General features: G+C 69.7%; 15 protein-coding genes. 10 read left to right on the top strand and 5 right to left on the bottom strand.

Going from position 1 to position 18384, the window contains the following annotated elements:
* Nucleotides 1-210: 210 nt before the first annotated feature.
* The 6 genes from ACX938_RS03780 to ilvN all read left to right on the top strand — a co-directional run bounded on the left by ACX938_RS03780 (nt 211) and on the right by ilvN (nt 7436).
* On the top strand, nt 211-1320 hold the full coding sequence (locus ACX938_RS03780; protein ID WP_459430039.1) for a CaiB/BaiF CoA transferase family protein: 1110 nt from the start codon (nt 211-213) through the stop codon (nt 1318-1320).
* 82 nt (nt 1321-1402) lie between these two features.
* Nucleotides 1403-3442, top strand: a complete 2040-nt coding sequence (locus tag ACX938_RS03775) for an ASKHA domain-containing protein (RefSeq protein WP_459430038.1) — start codon at nt 1403-1405, stop codon at nt 3440-3442.
* A gap of 259 nt (nt 3443-3701) precedes the next feature.
* Entirely contained in the window at nt 3702-3971 is a 270-nt protein-coding gene (locus ACX938_RS03770) for a hypothetical protein (RefSeq protein ID WP_459430037.1), read from the top strand.
* Nucleotides 3972-3987: 16 nt separating this feature from the next.
* Nucleotides 3988-4473, top strand: coding sequence for a hypothetical protein (locus ACX938_RS03765; RefSeq protein WP_459430036.1), 486 nt, complete (start codon nt 3988-3990; stop codon nt 4471-4473).
* A 565-nt stretch (nt 4474-5038) separates the two neighbouring features.
* Nucleotides 5039-6793, top strand: coding sequence for an acetolactate synthase 3 large subunit (locus ACX938_RS03760; protein ID WP_459430035.1), 1755 nt, complete (start codon nt 5039-5041; stop codon nt 6791-6793).
* 82 nt (nt 6794-6875) lie between these two features.
* Entirely contained in the window at nt 6876-7436 is a 561-nt protein-coding gene (ilvN, locus tag ACX938_RS03755; RefSeq protein WP_232755363.1) for an acetolactate synthase small subunit, read from the top strand.
* A gap of 45 nt (nt 7437-7481) precedes the next feature.
* Here the strand turns inward: ilvN and ACX938_RS03750 are convergent, their stop codons facing one another.
* Nucleotides 7482-7793, bottom strand: coding sequence for a hypothetical protein (locus ACX938_RS03750; RefSeq protein WP_459430034.1), 312 nt, complete (start codon nt 7791-7793; stop codon nt 7482-7484).
* A 266-nt stretch (nt 7794-8059) separates the two neighbouring features.
* Here ACX938_RS03750 and ACX938_RS03745 point away from each other — a divergent pair, with 266 nt between their 5' ends.
* Nucleotides 8060-8833, top strand: a complete 774-nt coding sequence (locus ACX938_RS03745; protein WP_459430033.1) for a helix-turn-helix domain-containing protein — start codon at nt 8060-8062, stop codon at nt 8831-8833.
* A gap of 3 nt (nt 8834-8836) precedes the next feature.
* Here ACX938_RS03745 and prfB read toward each other — a convergent pair whose 3' ends face one another.
* The 4 genes from prfB to ACX938_RS03725 all read right to left on the bottom strand — a co-directional run bounded on the left by prfB (nt 8837) and on the right by ACX938_RS03725 (nt 15523).
* Nucleotides 8837-9958, bottom strand: coding sequence for a peptide chain release factor 2 (gene prfB / locus ACX938_RS03740; RefSeq protein WP_232755366.1), 1122 nt, complete (start codon nt 9956-9958; stop codon nt 8837-8839).
* 321 nt (nt 9959-10279) lie between these two features.
* Nucleotides 10280-12787, bottom strand: coding sequence for a penicillin-binding protein 1A (locus ACX938_RS03735; protein WP_459430032.1), 2508 nt, complete (start codon nt 12785-12787; stop codon nt 10280-10282).
* A 112-nt stretch (nt 12788-12899) separates the two neighbouring features.
* Nucleotides 12900-14144 (bottom strand): N-acetylmuramoyl-L-alanine amidase, encoded by a 1245-nt coding sequence (locus ACX938_RS03730; protein WP_459430031.1) that lies wholly within the window; start codon nt 14142-14144, stop codon nt 12900-12902.
* Between the two features lie 233 nt (nt 14145-14377).
* Complete coding sequence (locus ACX938_RS03725; protein WP_459430030.1) at nt 14378-15523, bottom strand: pyridoxal phosphate-dependent aminotransferase; 1146 nt, start codon at nt 15521-15523, stop codon at nt 14378-14380.
* Between the two features lie 52 nt (nt 15524-15575).
* Here ACX938_RS03725 and ACX938_RS03720 point away from each other — a divergent pair, with 52 nt between their 5' ends.
* Genes ACX938_RS03720 through ACX938_RS03710 form a run of 3 tightly spaced genes read left to right on the top strand, consistent with a single transcriptional unit; the run spans nt 15576 to nt 18331 of the window.
* Nucleotides 15576-16895: a M48 family metalloprotease gene (locus ACX938_RS03720; RefSeq protein ID WP_459430029.1), complete on the top strand. Its 1320-nt coding sequence runs from the start codon at nt 15576-15578 to the stop codon at nt 16893-16895.
* 27 nt (nt 16896-16922) lie between these two features.
* Nucleotides 16923-17675 (top strand): DsbA family protein, encoded by a 753-nt coding sequence (locus ACX938_RS03715; RefSeq protein WP_459430028.1) that lies wholly within the window; start codon nt 16923-16925, stop codon nt 17673-17675.
* Nucleotides 17675-18331 (top strand): hypothetical protein, encoded by a 657-nt coding sequence (locus ACX938_RS03710; protein WP_459430027.1) that lies wholly within the window; start codon nt 17675-17677, stop codon nt 18329-18331. Before ACX938_RS03715 ends, ACX938_RS03710 begins: the two co-directional genes overlap by 1 nt.
* Nucleotides 18332-18384: the final 53 nt, after the last annotated feature.

Here is an 18384-nt window from a genome sequence, read left to right as displayed (position 1 = left end):
TGCCCCTGCTCGTCCCGCCTCCCCGCTTGACCCACACCGCGCCCCTCAATCGCACCTCCACAACACAACCGAGATCCCCACCCTGCCCCCGCCCTGCCCGCGGCTCGGCGGCAACCCGCCGCCTCACACCGCGCGCGGGGGCTTGAACTCCGGCGCCGAGGGGCGTTCAAACGGAAGGGAGACTCCAGCCCCCACCGGACCCTCACCCTCATGCCGCAGCCGCTCAACGGCCTTGTCATCCTCGATCTCACCCAGGCGCGCGGAGGCCCCTTCGCGGCGCTGAGCCTGGGCGAGCTGGGCGCTAAGGTCATCAAGGTCGAACGCCCCGGGACAGGCGACGCCGGCCGCGCCGTGCCGCCCTTCAAGAGCGGCAAGAGCGCGCTGTTCGCCGCCCAGAACCACGGCAAGGCCTCGATCGCGCTGGACCTGCGCAGCGAGACGGACCGCGTCACCTTCGAGCGGCTCCTGGCCCGCGCCGACGTGCTTCTGGAAAACTTCCGCCCCGGCGCGCTCGAACGGCTGGGCTACGGCTGGGAGGCGCTGCACGCGGCCTACCCCGGGCTGATCTACGGCGCCCTCTCGGGCTTCGGTCAGACCGGGCCCGAGGCCACCCGGCCGGGCTACAGCGGCATCGCCGCGGCCCGCGCGGGCCAGATGGGCCAGGGCCACACCGGCCAGGCCGAGGTCGCGGGGCTCTACCTCGCGCAAGGGGTGCTGGCCGCCCTTTACGACCGCAGCACCACCGGGCGCGGGCGTCGGGTCGATGTCTCGCTCCTCGACACGGAGTTTGCGCTTCTCGGTCCCGCCTTCGCCGCCGCGGCGGCGGGCAGCAAGACCCCCGAGGAAGGCGCCCCGCCGCCCTTCGCCCCGGTCGAGACGCTGGAGGCCGCCGACGGCGCCTTCGTCCTGGCCGCGGCCAGCGACAAGCTCTTCGAGAAGCTCTGCATCGCGCTGGCGCTGCCGCTCAGCGAGGATCCCCGCTTTGCCCGCGCCGAGGCGCGCTGCGCCAACGCGCGGCTCCTGAAGCGGCTGATCGAGGCGGTGACGCTCGAGCAGACCCGCAGCCACTGGCTGCAGAAGCTCACCGCCGCCGGCATCCCCGCCGCGCCGATCCAAAGCCTCGACCAGGCGATTAAGGACCCCCAACTCCTGGCCCGGACCATGGTGGTCGACGTGCTCGACCGCAACGGCCGCAAGGCGCATCTCGCCCCCGGCAACCCGATCAAGATCTCGGGTGCCGAGGACCGCTCGGCCCGGGGCCCGGCGCCCGATCTCGACGGCAACCGCGGCGAGGTGCTGCGCTGGCTCGACGAGGCGTGAGGCCGCAGCCCGCGCGGGCGGCTTTCACTTCCCGCAAAACCTCATATGGTGCGCGCAACGAATGCGCCCCCGAGAGGAGTCCATGAGCCAAGATCCCCTCGTCGTCTTCACCCCCTCGGGCAAGCGAGGCCGCTTCCCCGTGGGCACCCCCGTCCTGACCGCCGCGCGCAAGCTCGGCGTCGATCTCGATTCGGTCTGCGGCGGCCGTGGCATCTGCTCGAAGTGCCAGGTCGCGCCCTCCTTCGGGGAGTTCTCGAAACACGGGCTGACCTCGCGCGAGGAGGCGCTGTCTGACTGGAACCGGGTCGAGGCGCGCTACGACGAGAAGCGCGGGCTGAAGCCCGGGCGGCGGCTCGGCTGCCAGGCCGAGATCCGCGGCGACGTCGTGATCGACGTGCCGCCCGAAAGCCAGGTGCACCGGCAGATCGTGCGCAAGGCCGCCAGCGCCCGGGCGATCCCCATGGATCCCGCCACCCGGCTCTATTACGTCGAGGTCTCCGAGCCCGACATGCACGAGCCCTCGGGCGATCTGCAGCGGCTGGAGACGGCGCTGCGCCGCGAATGGGGCATCGAGCGGCTCGAGGCCGACCTTTCGGTCATGGCGAGCCTGCAGCCGACCCTGCGCAAGGGCGGCTGGAAGGTCACCGCCGCGCTTTACCGCGACCACGCGGGCGGGGCGCACAAGCTTACCGCGCTGTTTCCGGGCTTCCACGAGGCGGGGCTCTACGGGCTCGCCATCGACCTCGGCTCGACCACCATCGCAGCGCATCTGACCGACCTCGACACCGGCGCGGTGATCGCCTCCTCGGGGCTGATGAACCCGCAGATCCGCTTCGGCGAGGACCTGATGAGCCGGGTCTCCTACGCGATGATGAACCCCGGCGGCGACCAGGAGATGACCCGCGCCGTGCGCGAGGCCATCGACCGGCTCGCGGTCGAGATCGCCGGCGAAGCGGGCATCGACCCGGCGCATATCCTGGAGCTGACCTTCGTCTGCAACCCGGTGATGCATCACCTGCTCCTGGGCCTCGACCCGGTGGAACTGGGCCAGGCGCCCTTCGCGCTGGCGACCTCGGAAAGCGCGCGGCTGACGGCGCGGGATCTCGACCTCGGCCAGCTGCGCGACGCCGCGCGGGTCTACGTGTTGCCCTGCATCGCGGGCCACGTCGGCGCCGATGCGGCGGCAGTGGCGCTCTCCGAAGAGCCCGGCAAATCCGAGGACCTGGTGCTCATGGTCGATGTCGGCACCAACGCCGAGATCCTCCTCGGCGACACCTCGCGGGTGCTGGCCTGTTCCTCGCCCACCGGCCCGGCCTTCGAGGGGGCGCAGATCTCCTCGGGCCAACGCGCCGCGCCGGGCGCCATCGAGGCGATCCGCATCGACCCCGAGACCAAGGAGCCGCGCTTCCGGGTGATCGGCTGCGGGCTCTGGTCCGACGAGCCGGGCTTCCTCGAGGAGGTCGGCGCCTCGGGCATCACCGGCATCTGCGGCTCGGGCATCATCGAGGCGGTGGCGGAACTGCGCATCGCGGGGCTGATGGACCCCTCGGGGCTGATCGGCTCGGCCGAGCAGACGGGCTCGGCGCGCTGCGTGCCCGAGGGGCGGACGCATGAATACCTGATCTGGGACGCCAGCGCCGAGGGTGGCCCGCGCATCACCGTGACCCAGGGCGACATCCGCGCGATCCAGCTGGCGAAATCGGCGCTTTACGCGGGCGCGCGGCTCCTGATGGACGAACGCGGGGTCGAGAAGGTCGACCGCGTGGTCCTCGCCGGGGCCTTCGGCGCGCATATCTCGCCGCGCCACGCCATGGTGCTGGGGATGATCCCCGACGTGCCGCTCGACAAGGTGACGAGTGCGGGCAACGCCGCGGGCACCGGCGCGCGCATCGCGCTCTGCAACATCGCCCGCCGCGCCGAGATCGAGCGCATGGTGCGCGAGATCACCAAGGTCGAGACCGCCATCGAGCCGCGCTTCCAGGAGCATTTCGTCGCCGCCAACGCGATCCCGCACAAGACCGACGCCTTCCCCGAGCTCGCGCGGCTGGTCACCCTGCCCCAGGTCAGCTTCGGCGCCGGCGCCGACCGCGAAGGCGGCCGCCGGAGACGGCGGCGGGGGTAGGTCTTTGTCGCTGTGCGCTGTGACACGGCGGACCTGCGGGCTTTGCCGTCATTTGGTCCGGCACTGTGATGGCTTAGCAGTCGGCTAGTTCGGCGCCGTGGAGTTTCGCTCGGCCCTGTCTCGCCTCGATCCCACAGAGTTAACGAAACCTTTAGGTATCTGCCGTTTAGACGAAGGGCGTGACTGTGCGCGCGCCCGGAGCCCTCTGCCTTCGGTCTTAAAGTTGTCAGTTGACAACCCATCAGCCGGAGGCTACATATTGCGGCGACCGAAACACCCGGACCGGACCATCGAAGAGGCGCTGCGCGCGCTGGAGGACCTCGGGTGGTCGGTTCGGAAATCCAAGGGCCGCAGCGCCCATGCCTGGGGCATGGTGCGCTGTCCCGAAAACGCCAAGGACCTGTGCCGCAACGGGGTGTTCTGCCAGAACCAGGTCTGGAGCACCCCGCGCAACCCGACGTCCCATGCCCGCCAGCTTCTGCGTAAGGCGCAGGGCTGCGTCATCGCCCGGGACAAATCGCAAGAGTGAGCCCGTGAGTAAGCCCATGAGTGACGCCACCGAGTTCGAGTTCGACCTGGTCTTCGCCCTGCCCCGCAAGGACCTGGACCAGGACGCCCTGACCGATGCGCTTTTCGAGGCCGGCTGCGACGACGCGCTGATCGGCTTCGGTGCGCCGGGGATGCTGGGCCTCGCCTTCACCCGCGCGGGCGACGAGGCCGAGGCGGTGATCTCCGACGCAATGCAGGCCGCGCTCTCCGCCCTGCCGGAAGGCACGCGGCTGCGCGAGGTGAAGCCCGATCTGGTCAGCCAGGGCGATGTGGCCGCGCGCCTGCGGGTGACGCGCCAGGCGCTGCAGAAGCGCGAGTTGCCGCCTCCCTCGATCGGCGGGCTCTACCGCGCCGCCGAAATGCAAAGCGCGCTCGAGGCGCAGCCCGGCAAGGTGCAGGCGGCGCTTGAGGACGCGCGCGCCTGGTTCGCCGCCGCCCCCGCCGCGCAACGCATCAACGCGCGCCTGAGCCTCGAGGGCTGAGCAGTCCTCGGAGACAGTGGTGTTCGCGTCGCCAGGCTGTGGCGTGACGATCGGGTCAGAACGGAGCGCCTTTGCTGTCGATCATGGGCGCATCGACGCGCCGTCCGGTCATATTCTTTCGCGTCTTAGAAAACCGTGCAGTGGCCTGCGCGCCATGCGGTGCCGATCCCGCGACCCGCATGGCAGCCAGGAACTGGCTCCGTGTTCCCGCTCCACACGCTAGGTTAGCGGTGATGGGCCATCACGGCCCCAAAACAAGCCCGCGAAAGGTCAGCCCTCCTTTCCCAATCCGTCGCCCCACCCCGCAGAGACGCAACTATCGCAAAGAAATCCGCCCCCGCGCGGCAACATTTTCTGCGCTTTCGCGGTTGACCACGGCCCGGCGCGACCGTAAACGGATCAGGCACGCAGTCAGGAGCGCCCGGATGACCGGCATTCTCGTACTTATCGTAAGGACATGGCGCATGGGCCGGTAACGGACACCATAACGGTACCCCATGCGCCCTCGGACCCCCGGGGGCTTTTTTATGCGCGCAAGACGAAACGCCTTTAACGGAGTAGATCGATGACCAAGGCGATGACCGGAGCGAAGATGGTTGTTCAGGCCCTCAAGGACCAGGGCGTGGACACGGTATTCGGCTATCCCGGCGGCGCCGTGCTACCGATCTACGACGAGATCTTCCAGCAGAACGACATCCGCCACATCCTGGTGCGCCACGAGCAGGGCGCGGTCCATGCCGCCGAGGGCTATGCCCGCGCGACCGGCAAGCCGGGCGTCTGCCTCGTGACCTCGGGGCCCGGGGCCACCAACGCGGTGACCGGGCTGACGGATGCGCTGATGGATTCGATCCCGATCGTGGTTCTGACCGGCCAGGTGCCGACCTTCATGATCGGCTCGGACGCCTTCCAGGAGGCCGATACCGTCGGCATCACCCGCCCCTGCACCAAGCACAACTGGCTGGTGGACGACACCAACAAGCTCTCGGCGACGATCCACGAGGCCTTCCACGTGGCGACCAACGGCCGGCCCGGGCCGGTGCTCGTGGACATCCCCAAGGATGTGCAGTTCGCCAGCGCCGCCTACCAGCCCAAGGCCCAGGCCAAGACCCGGCGCTACCAGCCGCAGGTCAAGGGCGACATGGAGATGATCACCCGCCTCGTCGAGGCGATCGAGAACGCCGAGCGGCCGGTCTTCTACACCGGCGGCGGGGTGATCAACTCGGGCCCGGCGGCGAGCCAGCTGTTGCGCGAGCTGGTCGATGCCACCGGCATTCCGATCACCTCGACGCTGATGGGCCTCGGCGCCTACCCGGCCTCGGGGCGGCACTGGCTGGGCATGCTGGGGATGCACGGGCTCTACGAGGCCAACCTGGCGATGCACGGCTGCGACCTGATGATCAACGTCGGCGCCCGTTTCGACGACCGGATCACCGGCCGCATCGACGCCTTCTCACCGAACTCGCAGAAGGCCCATATCGACATCGACCCCTCGTCGATCAACAAGGTGATCCGCACCGACATGCCGATCATCGGCGACGTGGCCCATGTCCTCGAGGACGTGCTCAAGGTCTGGAAGTCGCGCGGCCGCAAGATCAACCGCGAGGGGCTGCAACGCTGGTGGGCCTCGATCGAGGACTGGAAGAAGGTCGACTGCCTGTCCTTCAAGCCCTCGGCCAAGACCATCAAGCCGCAGCACGCGCTGCAGCGGCTCGAGGCGCTGACCAAGGACCGCGACCGCTACATCGCGACCGAGGTCGGCCAGCACCAGATGTGGGCCGCGCAATACCTGGGCTTCGAAGATCCGAACCGCTGGATGACCTCGGGCGGGCTCGGGACCATGGGCTACGGCTTCCCGGCCTCGATCGGGGTGCAGACCGCCCATCCCGAGGCGCTGGTGATCAATGTCGCGGGCGAGGCCTCCTGGCTGATGAACATGCAGGAGATGGGCACCGCGGTGCAGTTCCGCCTGCCGGTCAAGCAGTTCATCCTCAACAACGAGCGCCTGGGCATGGTGCGCCAGTGGCAGGAGCTCCTGCACGGCGAGCGCTATTCGCACTCCTGGTCCGAGGCGCTGCCGGACTTCGTGAAGCTGGCCGAGGCCTTCGGGGCCAAGGGCATCCAGTGCGACGATCCCGCCGACCTCGACGAGGCGATCCTGGAGATGATCAACCACGACGGGCCGGTGATCTTCGACTGCGTGGTCGAGAAGCACGAGAACTGCTTCCCGATGATCCCCTCGGGCGAGCCGCACAACAAGATGCTCTTGGGCGAGGCCTCGACCAAGGACGCCATCGGCGCCTCGGGCGCGGTCATGGTGTGAGCCATCGCAGGGGGGCCCCCGCGTCCCCCTGCCGCCGCAAGCGCAACTCCGGCCAGATCCAGACAGAAGACCAGGAACCCACATGTCCGCACTGAAGATCAAGAAGGGCTCGACCAAGCATTCGGCCTACAACCTGCGCCCCACCTTCTCGGAGGTGATCGAGACCCACACCCTGGCGGTCATCGTCGACAACGAGCCGGGCGTGCTGGCACGGGTGATCGGGCTGTTCTCGGGGCGCGGCTACAACATCGACAGCCTGACCGTGGCCGAGATCGACCACGAGGGGCACCAGTCGCGCATCACCATCGTGACCACCGGCACCCCGCAGGTGATCGAGCAGATCAAGGCGCAGCTCGGGCGCATCGTGCCGGTGCACGAGGTGCATGACCTCACCGTCGAGGGCCGCTCGGTCGAGCGCGAACTGGCGCTCCTGAAGGTCTCGGGCAGCGGCGACAAGCGCGTCGAGGCGCTGCGGCTGGCCGACATCTTCCGCGCCCAGGTGGTCGACTCGACGCTCGAGAGCTTCGTCTTCCAGATCACCGGCACGCCGGAGAAGGTCGATGCCTTCGCCGATCTCATGCGGCCGCTCGGCTTGAACGAGATCGCCCGCACCGGCGTGGCGGCGCTGGCGCGCGGCACCTGATCCTTTCCTGATCTCTCCCGGGGCCCACGCGGGCCCCGATGCGCCTCAGGCGACCCAGAGCTCGGTTCCGGTGAAGGGGCCGAGCAGCCCCGGCCCGGGCTCACGCCCGTCGGCCGCATGGCGCACCAGAAGCGCGGCCAGCGTCTCATGCGTGCCGCGGCTCAACAACTTCGGGTTGCGGACCAGACGGTAGTCCGGCCGCACCTCCAGCTCGAAGCCGATCAGGTCCCCGGCATCGAGCCGCGCCTCCCCCTCGGGCAAGACCGCCCCCGGCTCCGGCAGGATGAAGGCAAGCTCCGCCTGGTCGTCGCACCAGACGACCGCCCTGCCCGTTTGGTAATCAGCCCATAAAATCACACCAATCATAAAACCGGTCCCTAAGAAAATTACGCGCCCCGAAGTCCCAGTTTTCATTAAGACTTCTGACATGAAAACGCCATTTTTCACATTTCTGTCACCAATTTCGTGTCATTTGACAGAGACAGTGACGCTCATTAGCGTCATTTACATGCGGTATTCGGGACACCAGGGCGGAGGCTCGATCCGGGCACGGAAGCGGGCCTGCCATGCGTGAGGGGCGTCCCACGCGCGTTTTCACGCGCCCCCAGGACGACCCTTCGGAGTTGCGCGCGCGATTCGGGCGCAACCTCCGAGAGCTGAGCAGCCGGGCCCATTCGATCTCCGCGCTCTGCCGCGAGCTCGGGATCAACCGCACCCAATACAACCGTTACCTGAGTGGCGAAAGCTTCCCCCGGCCCGACATCCTGCACCGGATCTGCACCCATTTCGGCACCGACGCGCGGATCCTTCTCTGCGATGTCTCCGAGATCGAGGCCGAGCGGCGCGAGCTCTCCGCCCTGGCCGAGGTCGCGGGTTTCGTCGGCGCGGCCGAGCGGCGCGGGCCTTCCGAAGGCGAACTGCCGAGCGGCTTCTACCGCTTCTCGCGGCGCAGCTATATCGCCGAAGAGCTCTTCCTGACGGCGGTGGTGAAGATCTACCGCGCCGCCGGGCGGGTCTTCGTGCGCGGCTACGAGCACCGCCGCATCGCCCGTGAAAAGGGCCTGCCGGTCGACCGCTACACCCGCGAATACCGCGGCGCGGTCCTGCCCCAGAGCCATGGCATCGCCGCGCTGGTCAGCCGCCGGGGCGGCGAGACGGCGAGCCTCAACTTCCTGACCCGCGCGCCGAGTCTGGCCAACAACTTCTGGGTCGGCTTCACCGCCCGCACCGTCGCCGAAAGCGGCACCGGGCGGCTGATCGAACGGCTGGTCTTCGAATACCTGGGCAGCGGCGTCGCGGATGTGCTGCCCGCCGCCCGCGAGGCGGGCCTGCGCGGTTTCGCCGAGCTGCCGCCGATCCACCGGCAGCAGCTGCGGATCAACGATCCGATTTCCTGAGCCTCAGTCCTCGCGCGCGTCGGCGCGGCTCTTGCCCGAGACCTTCAGCGCCAGCGTCGCCGCCATGAAGGGATCGAGGTCGCCGTCGAGCACGCCGGAGGTGTCCGAGGTCTCCACGCTGGTGCGCAGGTCCTTCACCATCTGGTAGGGCTGCAGCACGTAGGAGCGGATCTGGTTGCCCCAGCCGGCCTCGCCCTTCTGCTCGTGCTGGGCGTTGATCTCGGCGTGGCGCTTTTCCAGCTCCATCTGGTAGAGCCGCGATTTCAGCGCCTTCATGGCGATGTCGCGGTTCTGGTGCTGCGACTTCTCGGACGAGGTCACGACGATGCCGGTCGGATGGTGGGTGATCCGCACCGCCGAGTCGGTGGTGTTGACGTGCTGGCCGCCCGCCCCCGAGGAGCGATAGGTGTCGACCCGGATGTCGGCGGGGTTCACCTCGATCTCGATGTTGTCGTCGACCACCGGGTAGACCCAGACGCTGGCAAAGGACGTCTCGCGCGTGCCCTTGCCGAAGGGCGAGATCCGCACCAGCCGGTGCACGCCCGACTCGGTCTTGAGCCAGCCGTAGGCGTTCTTGCCGGAAATCTTGTACGCCACCGACTTGATGCCCGCCTCGGAGCCCGGCTCTTCGGACTGCAGCTCGACGTCGTAGCCCTTGGACTCGGCCCAGCGGACATACATCCGCTGCAGCATCTGCGCCCAGTCGCAGGCCTCGGTGCCGCCGGCGCCGGCGTTGATCTCGAGGAAGGTGTCGTTGCCGTCGGCCTCGCCGTCCAGGAGCGCCTCGAGCTCCTTCGAGGCGGCGGTCTCGGCCAGGCTGCGCAGCGCGGCTTCGGCCTCGGAGATGATCTCCTCGTCGCCCTCGGCCTCGCCCATCTCGATCAGCTCGACCTGGTCGGCCTTCTCCTGCGAGAGGCTGCGGTAGGTGTCCATGGCGTCGACCAGCAGCTGGCGGTCGCGCATCAACTTCTGGGCGGCGGCGGGATCGTTCCAGAGGTTGGGATCCTCGACCCGGGCGTTGAACTCCTCGAGCCGGTGTTCGGCGGTCTCCCAGTCCAGCCGCTGGGCGAGAAGCGCCAGGGATTTCTCGATCCGCTCGACATTCTGTTCGGCCTCGGCGCGCATGGGTGCTCCGTCTCAATTCGCTGGGTCAGCGCGTGATAACGCAAGGGGCATGGGCCCACAAGAAGGGTGGTCGCGGCAAGCGGGTGGTGCGGGGCTTGGGGGCTGGAGGTGCCGGGGTGCGGTCGTTGGGGGATGCCCGGGCGGGCGCGGGCGCGCCCTGCCCTCGGCGTCTTTCTCTGCGCCTTGAGCGCGGGTCAGATGCCCTTAGAGGCGCGCCAACATGCTCACCCCTCCGGGCTCAATGCGCAGAGGCAAGCGCCTCGCCTAGCCCGGTGCGCACCGTCGCGAGCGACGCTAAGAGCGCCGCCGCTCCGTCCGGTCTCAGTAGAGCCCGCCCGAGGACAGCGTGCCGAAGCTCGCCTTGGGCCCCACCACGGCCTTCTTGCCGGTCGAAGTGGTGACCTCGCGGCTGCCGCCGCCGGGCTGGATGATGTCGAAACCCGAGCCCATGGCCCAGCCGCCGTCGAACTGGATGCCGAACATCGGCTCCATGCCCTCGCGGAAGCACTCCGAGACCACGTTGTCGCCCGAGGCGCCGTCCCCCAGCCGCGCGCCGGTGAAACGGTCGATGTTGATGAACATGCATTCCTCGGGGATCGCGAAGGCGCCGCCGCCGAACTTCTGCACGGCCTCGGACATGAACTGCTGGAACACCGGCCCGCAGATGCCGCCGCCCGAGGCGCCGCTCCCGAGGCTGCGCGGCTGGTCGTAGCCGATGTAGCAGCCCGCCACGATGTTCGAGGTGAAGCCCACGAACCAGACGTCCTTGGCGTCGTTGGTGGTGCCGGTCTTGCCCGCGGTGGGCACCGACAGGTTCACCGCGCCCGAGGCGGTGCCGCGATCCACCACGCCGCGCATCATCGAGGTGAGCTGATAGGCGGTCACCGGGTCCATGATGCGTTCGCGGTTGTTGGCGATGGTCGGCGCCTCGCCCTCGGGCAGGTTGGCGTCGTAGCAGTTCACGCAGACGCGCTCGTTGCCGCGCTGTTTCTCGTGGTTGTAGACGGTGTTGCCGTAGCGGTCCTGCACCCGGTCGACCAGCGTCGGCTCGACCCGCTCGCCGCCGTTGGCGAACATCGCGTAGGCCGCGACCATCTGGAAGAGCGTCGTCTCCTCGGAGCCGAGCGCATTGGCCAGGACCCGCTGCATGTCCTCGTAGACGCCGAAGCGCTCGGCGTAGCGGGCGACCGTGTCCATGCCGATCTCCTGCGCGAGGCGCACGGTCATCAGGTTCCGCGAGCGTTCGATCCCGGTGCGCAGCGGCGTCGGCCCGTAATACTGGTTCGAGGCGTTCTTCGGCCGCCAGACACCCTGGGGCGTGTTCACCTCGATCGGGGCGTCGACGACGATGGTCGCCGGGCTGTAGCCCGAGTCGAGCGCGGCGGCATAGACGAAAGGCTTGAAGGAGGAACCCGGCTGCCGCTTGGCCTGGGTGGCGCGGTTGAAGACCGAATGCTGGTAGGAGAAGCCGCCCTGCATGGCGATCACCCGGCCGGTGTTGACGTCCATGGCCATGAAGGCGCCCTCGACGCGGGGCACCTGGCGCAGCGACCAGCGCAGGAAGCTGCCGTCCTCGTCCGAGGTCATGGCGCGCACATGCACCACGTCGCCGCGTTCGAAGTTCTCGAAGAAATCGCCGCGCAGCCACTGGATGTCCTCGCGCGGGACCTCGCCTTCGCCTTCGCCCTCGATGCCGAGGGTCAGGCTGTTCTCGGCCACATCGAGAACCACCGCGGGCAGCCAGGGGTTCTCGAGCGTGATGTCGCGGGCCACGGTGACACCGGAGAGCGCACCTTCCCAGTCCGACAGCGCCTCCTCGGGGATGGTCTCGCCGGTGCCGCGCCAGGTGCCGCGGCTGCGGTCGAAGCGCTCGAGCGCGCCGCGCAGCGCGCCGGCGGCCTCGCCCTGCATCTCGGGATCGAGCGTCGCGCGGACCGAGAAGCCGCCCGAGAAGAACTCGCCCTCGCCGAAGTCGCGGCTGAGCTGGCGGCGGATCTCGTCGGTGAAATAGTCGCGCGGCGGCAGCTGCTTCTGGAAGGGCTCGAAATCGCCCGCCTGCACCGAGCGCAGCGGCATCTCGCGCTCGCGCTCGTAGGTGGCCGCGTCGATATAGCCGTTCTCGTGCATCTCGCGCAGCACGTAGTTGCGCCGCGACATCAGCCGGTCGGCGTTGCGCACCGGGTGGAAGTCCGAGGGCGCCTTGGGCATCGAGGCCAGGAAGGCCGCCTCGTGCGGGGCGAGCTGCGACAGGGTCTTGTTGAAATAGGTCTGCGCCGAGGCGGTCACGCCGTAGCTGTTCTGGCCCAGGAAGATCTCGTTCAGATAAAGCTCGAGGATCTCGTCCTTGCTCAGCGTCTCCTCGAGACGGGTCGCGAGGATGATCTCCTTGATCTTGCGCTCGGCCCGGCGGTCGCCGCCCAGGAGGAAGTTCTTCATCACCTGCTGGGTGATCGTCGAGGCCCCGCGCACGTCCTGCCCGCGCGAGCGCACCGCGTCGAAGACCGCCGCGGCGATGCCGCGCGGGTCGTAGCCTTCGTGGTTGTAGAAATTCTTGTCCTCGGCCGAGATGAAGGCCTGTTTCACCAGGTCCGGGATCTCCTCGGCGGGGGTGAAGAGCCGCCGCTCCTGGGCGAACTCGTCGATGATCTTGCCTTCGGTCGAATAGATCCGGCTGATCGTCGGCGGGGTGTATTGCGCCAGGCTTTCATGGCTCGGCAGGTCGCGGCCGTAGATCCAGAAGACCGCGCCGATGGAGATCGCCACGGCAAGGACGCCAAGCGTGACCAGCGAGAAGATCGCGCCGAAGAAGGACAGGATGAACCGGATCATGACAGCTTTCCCACGAGGAACGTCGATCGCATTACAGACTCCGCGCGCAGGCGTCAAAACACGATCTTTTTGAGCTTCGGCGGGGTCCCGCGCAGCGGCACCCCGAATGTCGTCATTTGCGCCGCAGACCTTCGAGCGCGGCATCCTCGATCAGCCAGGCCGACAGCCCGTCGCGGATGCCCGCGGCCATGCCCGCGCGCCAGGCGCCGTCCTGCAGGTTGCGCAGCTCCGCCGGGGTCGACAGGTAGCCCACTTCGATCAGGACGGAAGGGATGTCGGCGCTTTTCAGGACCGAGAAGCCGGCCGAGCGCAGCGGGCGCTTGTGCACGTTGCCGGTGGCGTTGTCGATGCCCGCGACCAGCGCGCGGGCCAGCGCCGCGCTGCGCGGCGCGGTGTCGAGGCGGGCGAGATCCATCAGCACGTCGGCCACCCGGTCGTCGGTCCGCGCGAGGTCGAGCCCGGCCAGGATGTCGTCGCGGTCGTGCCGCGCGGCCAGCGCCGCCGAGGCCGCGTCCGAGGCCTCCTCGGACAGGGTGTAGACCGTGGCGCCGCGGGCGATGCCCTCGGCCAGCGCATCGGCATGCAGCGACAGGAAGACATCGGCCTCGGCCTCCTGGGCGGCGGCGACGCGCGCCTCGAGGGAGACGAAGACATCCTCGTCGCGGGTCATCGCCACCTCGAAGCCGCCGGCGCGCAGGAGCACCTCCTTCAGTTCGCGGGCGAAGATCAGCATCAGGTCCGACTCGTCCGCCCCGCCGTGTTCGGCGCCGGGGTCGATGCCGCCGTGGCCGGGATCGAGCATGACCCGTAGGGGGCGGCCTTCGCGGCCGCCGCGCGGGCGGGCGGTGACGGGGGCCGGGTCCGGCAGGTCCCAGCGCGGATCGCGCGGCGCGCCCGCCGCGGCGGCGAAGCTTTCGGCGTCGGTCGGCTGCAGCCGGACGGTCAGCCGCGCGGTGCCGCTGTCCTCGGCGATGCGCAGGCCCGCGCGTTCCACCGCCATGGGTTCCTCGAGCAGCGCCACAAGCCGGGTCCATCCTTCGCGGTAAGGGCCGGTGCGCACCTCGCGCACCCGCTCGGAGCGGTCGAGCGCGGGGTCTTCGACGCCGCCCCAGTCGACCTCGCGGAAGTCGAGCACCAGCCGCTGCGGCGCGTCGAGGGTGAAGATCCGCCAGGGCACGCCCTGGCTCAGCGCCAGCGTGATCTCGGTGCCCCGGCCCCAGCCCAGGTCCTCGATCCCGCTTTGCGCGGCGTCGAGCCGCGCCAGCGCGCCAAGCGCGGGCTCCTGCGCGCGCGCGCCTTCGGGCGCGCCGAGGCCCGCCAGGGCGAGGCCCAGAAGTAATGCGATCCGCCTGATCATCCGCCCGATCTCTTGCCCGTCTCACGCGAGTATAATGAAGCCCCGCGCCGCCGTCTGCCCTTTGCGGGCCCCCGTGACGCGCGGGGAGTTGTTGGCGCGGGGGGCCTATTGTCGCGGCGGGGCGTGGTGGCTGCGCTCAGCTAAGTGCCTGCGGACCGCCCGCTCCGTTCCCCGAGGCGGCGCGCCCTAAGCGAACAGCACCAACCCACCCGCGCAGGCCCCGCCGCCCGCGCTCAGCTCCGCGCCTCCATGAAGGCCTTGAGCCGCGCCAGACCCTCCTCGATGTCCTCGCTTGCCCGCGCGTAGGAGAAACGCAGCGTCTGCCCGCCGCGCGCAGGGTCGAAATCGAGCCCCGGCGTCACCGCGACCCCGGCTTGCTCCAGGATCTCCGCGGCGAAGGCCCGGCTGTCCGTCGTCAGATGCGACACGTCGGCATAGACGTAGAAGGCCCCATCGGGCGGCGCGATGCGGTCGAAGCCCGCCTTGGGCAGCCCCTCGAGCATCAGCGCGCGATTGCGGCGGTAGACCGCCATGTTCTCCTCGAGCTCGTCGCGGGCGTCGAGCGCGCCAAGAGCCGCCACCTGCGCCGCATGCGGCGCGCAGATGAAGAGGTTCTGCGCCAGCCGCTCGACCTGGCGGAGCTGCGCCTCGGGCATGACCATCCAGCCCACGCGCCAGCCGGTCATCGAGAAATACTTCGAGAAGGAGTTGATCACGCAGAGGTCGTCGGAAATCTCCAGCGCCGAGACCGCCCGGCCCTCGTATTCGATGCCGTGGTAGATCTCGTCCGAGATAAAGGCGGCGCCCCGGTCCTGCGCGCAGCCGATCAGGTCGGAGAGCGCCGCGCGGTTCAGCATGGTGCCGGTGGGATTGGCCGGCGAGGCCACCATGAGCCCCTGCCAGTCATGCGGCGCGAGGTCGGCGGGCGTCGGCTGCAGGCGGTTCTCGTCCGAGGATTCCACCTCGCAGGCCTTGAGGTCCAGCGCCCGCAGGATCTGCCGGTAGGAGGGATAGCCCGGCCGCCCCAGGGCCACCGTCTCGCCCGCGTCGAAAAGCGCGGTGAAGGCCAGGATGAAGGCCCCCGAAGAGCCCGGCGTCACCACCACCCGCGCGGGGTCGAGATCGACGCCATACCATTCCTTGTAAAGCCCCGCGATCCGCGCCCGGAGCGCCGGCAGACCCAGCGCCACGGTATAGCCAAGCGCGCCGCTTTCCATCTCGCGGGCGAGCGCCGCGCGGGCGGCTTTCGGCGCCGCGGTGCCCGGCTGGCCGACCTCCATGTGGATGATCCGGCGCCCCGCCTCCTCGGCCGCGCGGGCCTGCTCCATGACGTCCATCACAATGAAGGGATCGACATCGCCCCGTCTTGAGTTCCGCATCTTGCCCTCTCTAAAGTCGCGCCATGTCTGAAAGGAGCGGGGCGGACAGTCAATGCGGGCGATCCGGGTCTTGATGCTGAGCCTCTGCCTGGCGCTCGTGGCGGGCACGCCCGCGCGGGCGCTGACGGTGCTGCGCGACGCGGATATCGAATACGCCCTCGACGAGCTCGCCCGCCCGATCCTGAACGCCGCGGGGCTGAGCCCCCGGGCGGTGAAGATCCTGCTGGTCGACGACCCGAGCCTCAATGCCTTCATCGCCGACAACCGGCACATCCTGATCCATTCCGGGCTGGTGCTGAAGCTCGACACCGCCCGCGCGCTGCAGGCGGTGATCGCCCATGAGGCCGCCCATATCGCCAACGGCCATATCCCGCGCCGCGCCGCCAACATGCGCTCGGCGCGGACCGCGGCGGGCTTGGGGCTGGTGCTGGCAGGCGTGGCCGCGACGCAGAACGCCGAGGCCGGGCTGGGCATCGCCATCGGCACCTCCTCTTCGGCGCTGCGGCGGCTTTTGGCCCATACCCGGGCCGAGGAAGCCTCGGCCGATCAAAGCGCGGTGCGCTACATGCTGCGCGCGGGCATCGACCCGGTGGGTGCGGTCGAGGTGATGGAGATCTTCCGCGGGCAGGAGGCCCTCTCGGTCTCGCGGCAGGATCCCTACATGCTGACCCATCCGCTGTCGCGCGACCGGCTGCGCACGCTGCAGGCGCTGGCCAAGGCGCATTCCGCCGACATCCCCCAGGACCCCGGCGCGGCCTATTGGTTTGCCCGCGCACAAGGCAAGCTCTCGGCCTTTCAGCGCCATCCCGGCTGGACGCTGAAGCGCGCGGGCGACAGCGCCACGACCGACATCCGCCACATGCGCGAGGCCGTGGCCCATCACCGCCGCGCCGACAAGACCCGGGCGCTGCGCGCGCTCGAGGCGGCGCTGGCGCTGCGCCCGAACGATCCCTTCCTTCTCGACCTCAAGGGCCAGATCCTGCTCGAGAGCCGCGAGGCCCGGGCCGCGATCCAGGCCTACCGCCAGGCGACCCGCTTCGCCCCCGGCCATCCGCTGATCCTGGCCGGGCTTGGCCGGGCACAGCTTGCCGCCGGGGATGCCCGCGGCGCGCTTTCCGCGCTCGAGGCCGCCTATGCGCGCGATCCCCAGGATCCGCGCTTGCTTCGTGACCTCTCGGTCGCCTATGCCCAGACCGGACAGACCGGCATGGCCTCGGTCGCGACCGCCGAACGCTACGCCCTGCAGGGCCGGCTGGCCGACGCCAAGATCCACGCCGACCGCGCCCTGGCGCTTCTGCCGCGCGGAGCCCCCGCCTGGCGCCGCGCCGAGGACGTGGCCCTCATCGCCCAGAGCGCCGCAAGGCGCCGCTGAGCCCGAGACATGACCAAAGGAGCCTTCATGCTGAAACCCGCCCTGACCGCCCTGGCGCTGCCCCTCGCCGGCGGCGCCACCGCGCAGACCATCGACGTGACCGACATGTCCGAGGCCGAGCGCGGCGCCTTCCGCGCCGAGGTCCGCGCCTATCTGATGGAGAACCCCGAGGTCATCATCGAGGCGGTGAACGCGCTCGAGGCCCGGCAGGCCGAACAGGAGGCCGCCGCCGCCGAACAGGCGCTGACCGCCAATTCCGACGCGATCTTCAACGACGGCATGTCCTGGGTCGGGGGCAACCCCGAAGGCGACATCACCGTGGTGGAATTCATGGACTACCGCTGCGGCTACTGCCGCCGGGCCAAGGACGAGGTCGAGGCGCTGGTGGCCGGCGACGGCAACATCCGCTTCGTGCTGAAGGAGTTCCCGATCCTCGGCGAGGCTTCGGTGATCATGTCGCGCTTCGCCATCGCCACCGGCAATGTCGCGGGCGAAGCCGCCTACAAGCAGGTGCATGACGCGCTGATGGAGATGACGAGCGAGCCCAGCGAGGCGGCGCTGCGCCGGCTGGCCGGGGGCTTCGACCTCGATGCCGACGCGATCCTGGCCGAGATGAACTCCGAAGCGGTGACCCGGCAGATCGCCGAGACCCGGCAGGTCGCCGAACAGCTGGCGATCCGCGGCACCCCGACCTTCGTGATGGGCGACCAGCTGGTGCGCGGCTACGTCAGCCTCGAGGAGATGCAGGAGATCGTCGCCGCCGAACGCCAGGAGGGCTGATGCCGGCACGCCATGGCCTGGCCGCGGCGCTCTGTGCGGGCATTGCGGCCACCCTGCCCTATGCCGCGCCCGCCGCGGCGCGGGACACCTCCACGATCCCGCAGGACAGCACCGCGCCGGAGGGCCTCTCCTCGATCCCCGAGGCGGCCCCCCGGCGCGGGGCGCAGAACACCCCCGAGAGCGCCGGGCAAAGGCCCGGCTTCGCTACGCCCGAGGCCCGCGCGGCCTTCGGCGCGGAGCTGCGCGCGCTGATCCTGGACGAGCCGGAGATCGTCGGCCGGGCGCTGACGCCCACGGTCCCGGAAGCCGCCGACATCTACGCCGAGGAGCGCGAGGCCGACCTCGCGACGCTCGCCGAGGCGCGCGCGGCGCTTTTCGATCCCGCCTGGCCCCGGCTCGGGGCCGCCGAGGCCGCACCCGCGCTCGCCTTCGTCACCGAGCCCGGCTGCCAAACCTGCGCCGAGGCCCAGGCCGAGCTCGTGAACCTGCTCGACAGGCTGGGCCTCACCGCCACCAGGATCGACGCGGGCAGCCCGCGCGGGGCCGCGCTCATGGACCGGTTGACGCTCGATGCCGTCCCGTCCTACGTGCTGCCCGACATGATGGTGCGCGGGCAGGTCCCCTCTTTCGTTCTCGAGCGATATCTCTCACCCTGAGGTCGCTGCCGCGGCGTGCCATCCGACCCTTTCCACGACGACACCCGCGCGGC

It is taken from the genome of Roseivivax sp. (assembly GCF_054552075.1).
The sequence above is the reverse complement of the archived record's forward strand: the minus strand, read 5'-3'. Positions and strand labels throughout refer to the sequence as shown.

What these genes read in the sequence shown, in the direction of transcription:
- ACX938_RS03780 (WP_459430039.1), top strand. Translation starts at nt 211, where the DNA reads ATGCCGCAGCCGCTCAACGGCCTTGTCATCCTCGATCTCACCCAGGCG.
- ACX938_RS03775 (WP_459430038.1), top strand. Translation starts at nt 1,403, where the DNA reads ATGAGCCAAGATCCCCTCGTCGTCTTCACCCCCTCGGGCAAGCGAGGC.
- ACX938_RS03765 (WP_459430036.1), top strand. Translation starts at nt 3,988, where the DNA reads ATGAGTGACGCCACCGAGTTCGAGTTCGACCTGGTCTTCGCCCTGCCC.
- ACX938_RS03760 (WP_459430035.1), top strand. Translation starts at nt 5,039, where the DNA reads ATGACCAAGGCGATGACCGGAGCGAAGATGGTTGTTCAGGCCCTCAAG.
- ilvN (WP_232755363.1), top strand. Translation starts at nt 6,876, where the DNA reads ATGTCCGCACTGAAGATCAAGAAGGGCTCGACCAAGCATTCGGCCTAC.
- prfB (WP_232755366.1), bottom strand. Translation starts at nt 9,958, where the DNA reads ATGCGCGCCGAGGCCGAACAGAATGTCGAGCGGATCGAGAAATCCCTG.
- ACX938_RS03735 (WP_459430032.1), bottom strand. Translation starts at nt 12,787, where the DNA reads ATGATCCGGTTCATCCTGTCCTTCTTCGGCGCGATCTTCTCGCTGGTC.
- ACX938_RS03730 (WP_459430031.1), bottom strand. Translation starts at nt 14,144, where the DNA reads ATGATCAGGCGGATCGCATTACTTCTGGGCCTCGCCCTGGCGGGCCTC.
- ACX938_RS03725 (WP_459430030.1), bottom strand. Translation starts at nt 15,523, where the DNA reads ATGCGGAACTCAAGACGGGGCGATGTCGATCCCTTCATTGTGATGGAC.
- ACX938_RS03720 (WP_459430029.1), top strand. Translation starts at nt 15,576, where the DNA reads ATGCGGGCGATCCGGGTCTTGATGCTGAGCCTCTGCCTGGCGCTCGTG.
- ACX938_RS03715 (WP_459430028.1), top strand. Translation starts at nt 16,923, where the DNA reads ATGCTGAAACCCGCCCTGACCGCCCTGGCGCTGCCCCTCGCCGGCGGC.
- ACX938_RS03710 (WP_459430027.1), top strand. Translation starts at nt 17,675, where the DNA reads ATGCCGGCACGCCATGGCCTGGCCGCGGCGCTCTGTGCGGGCATTGCG.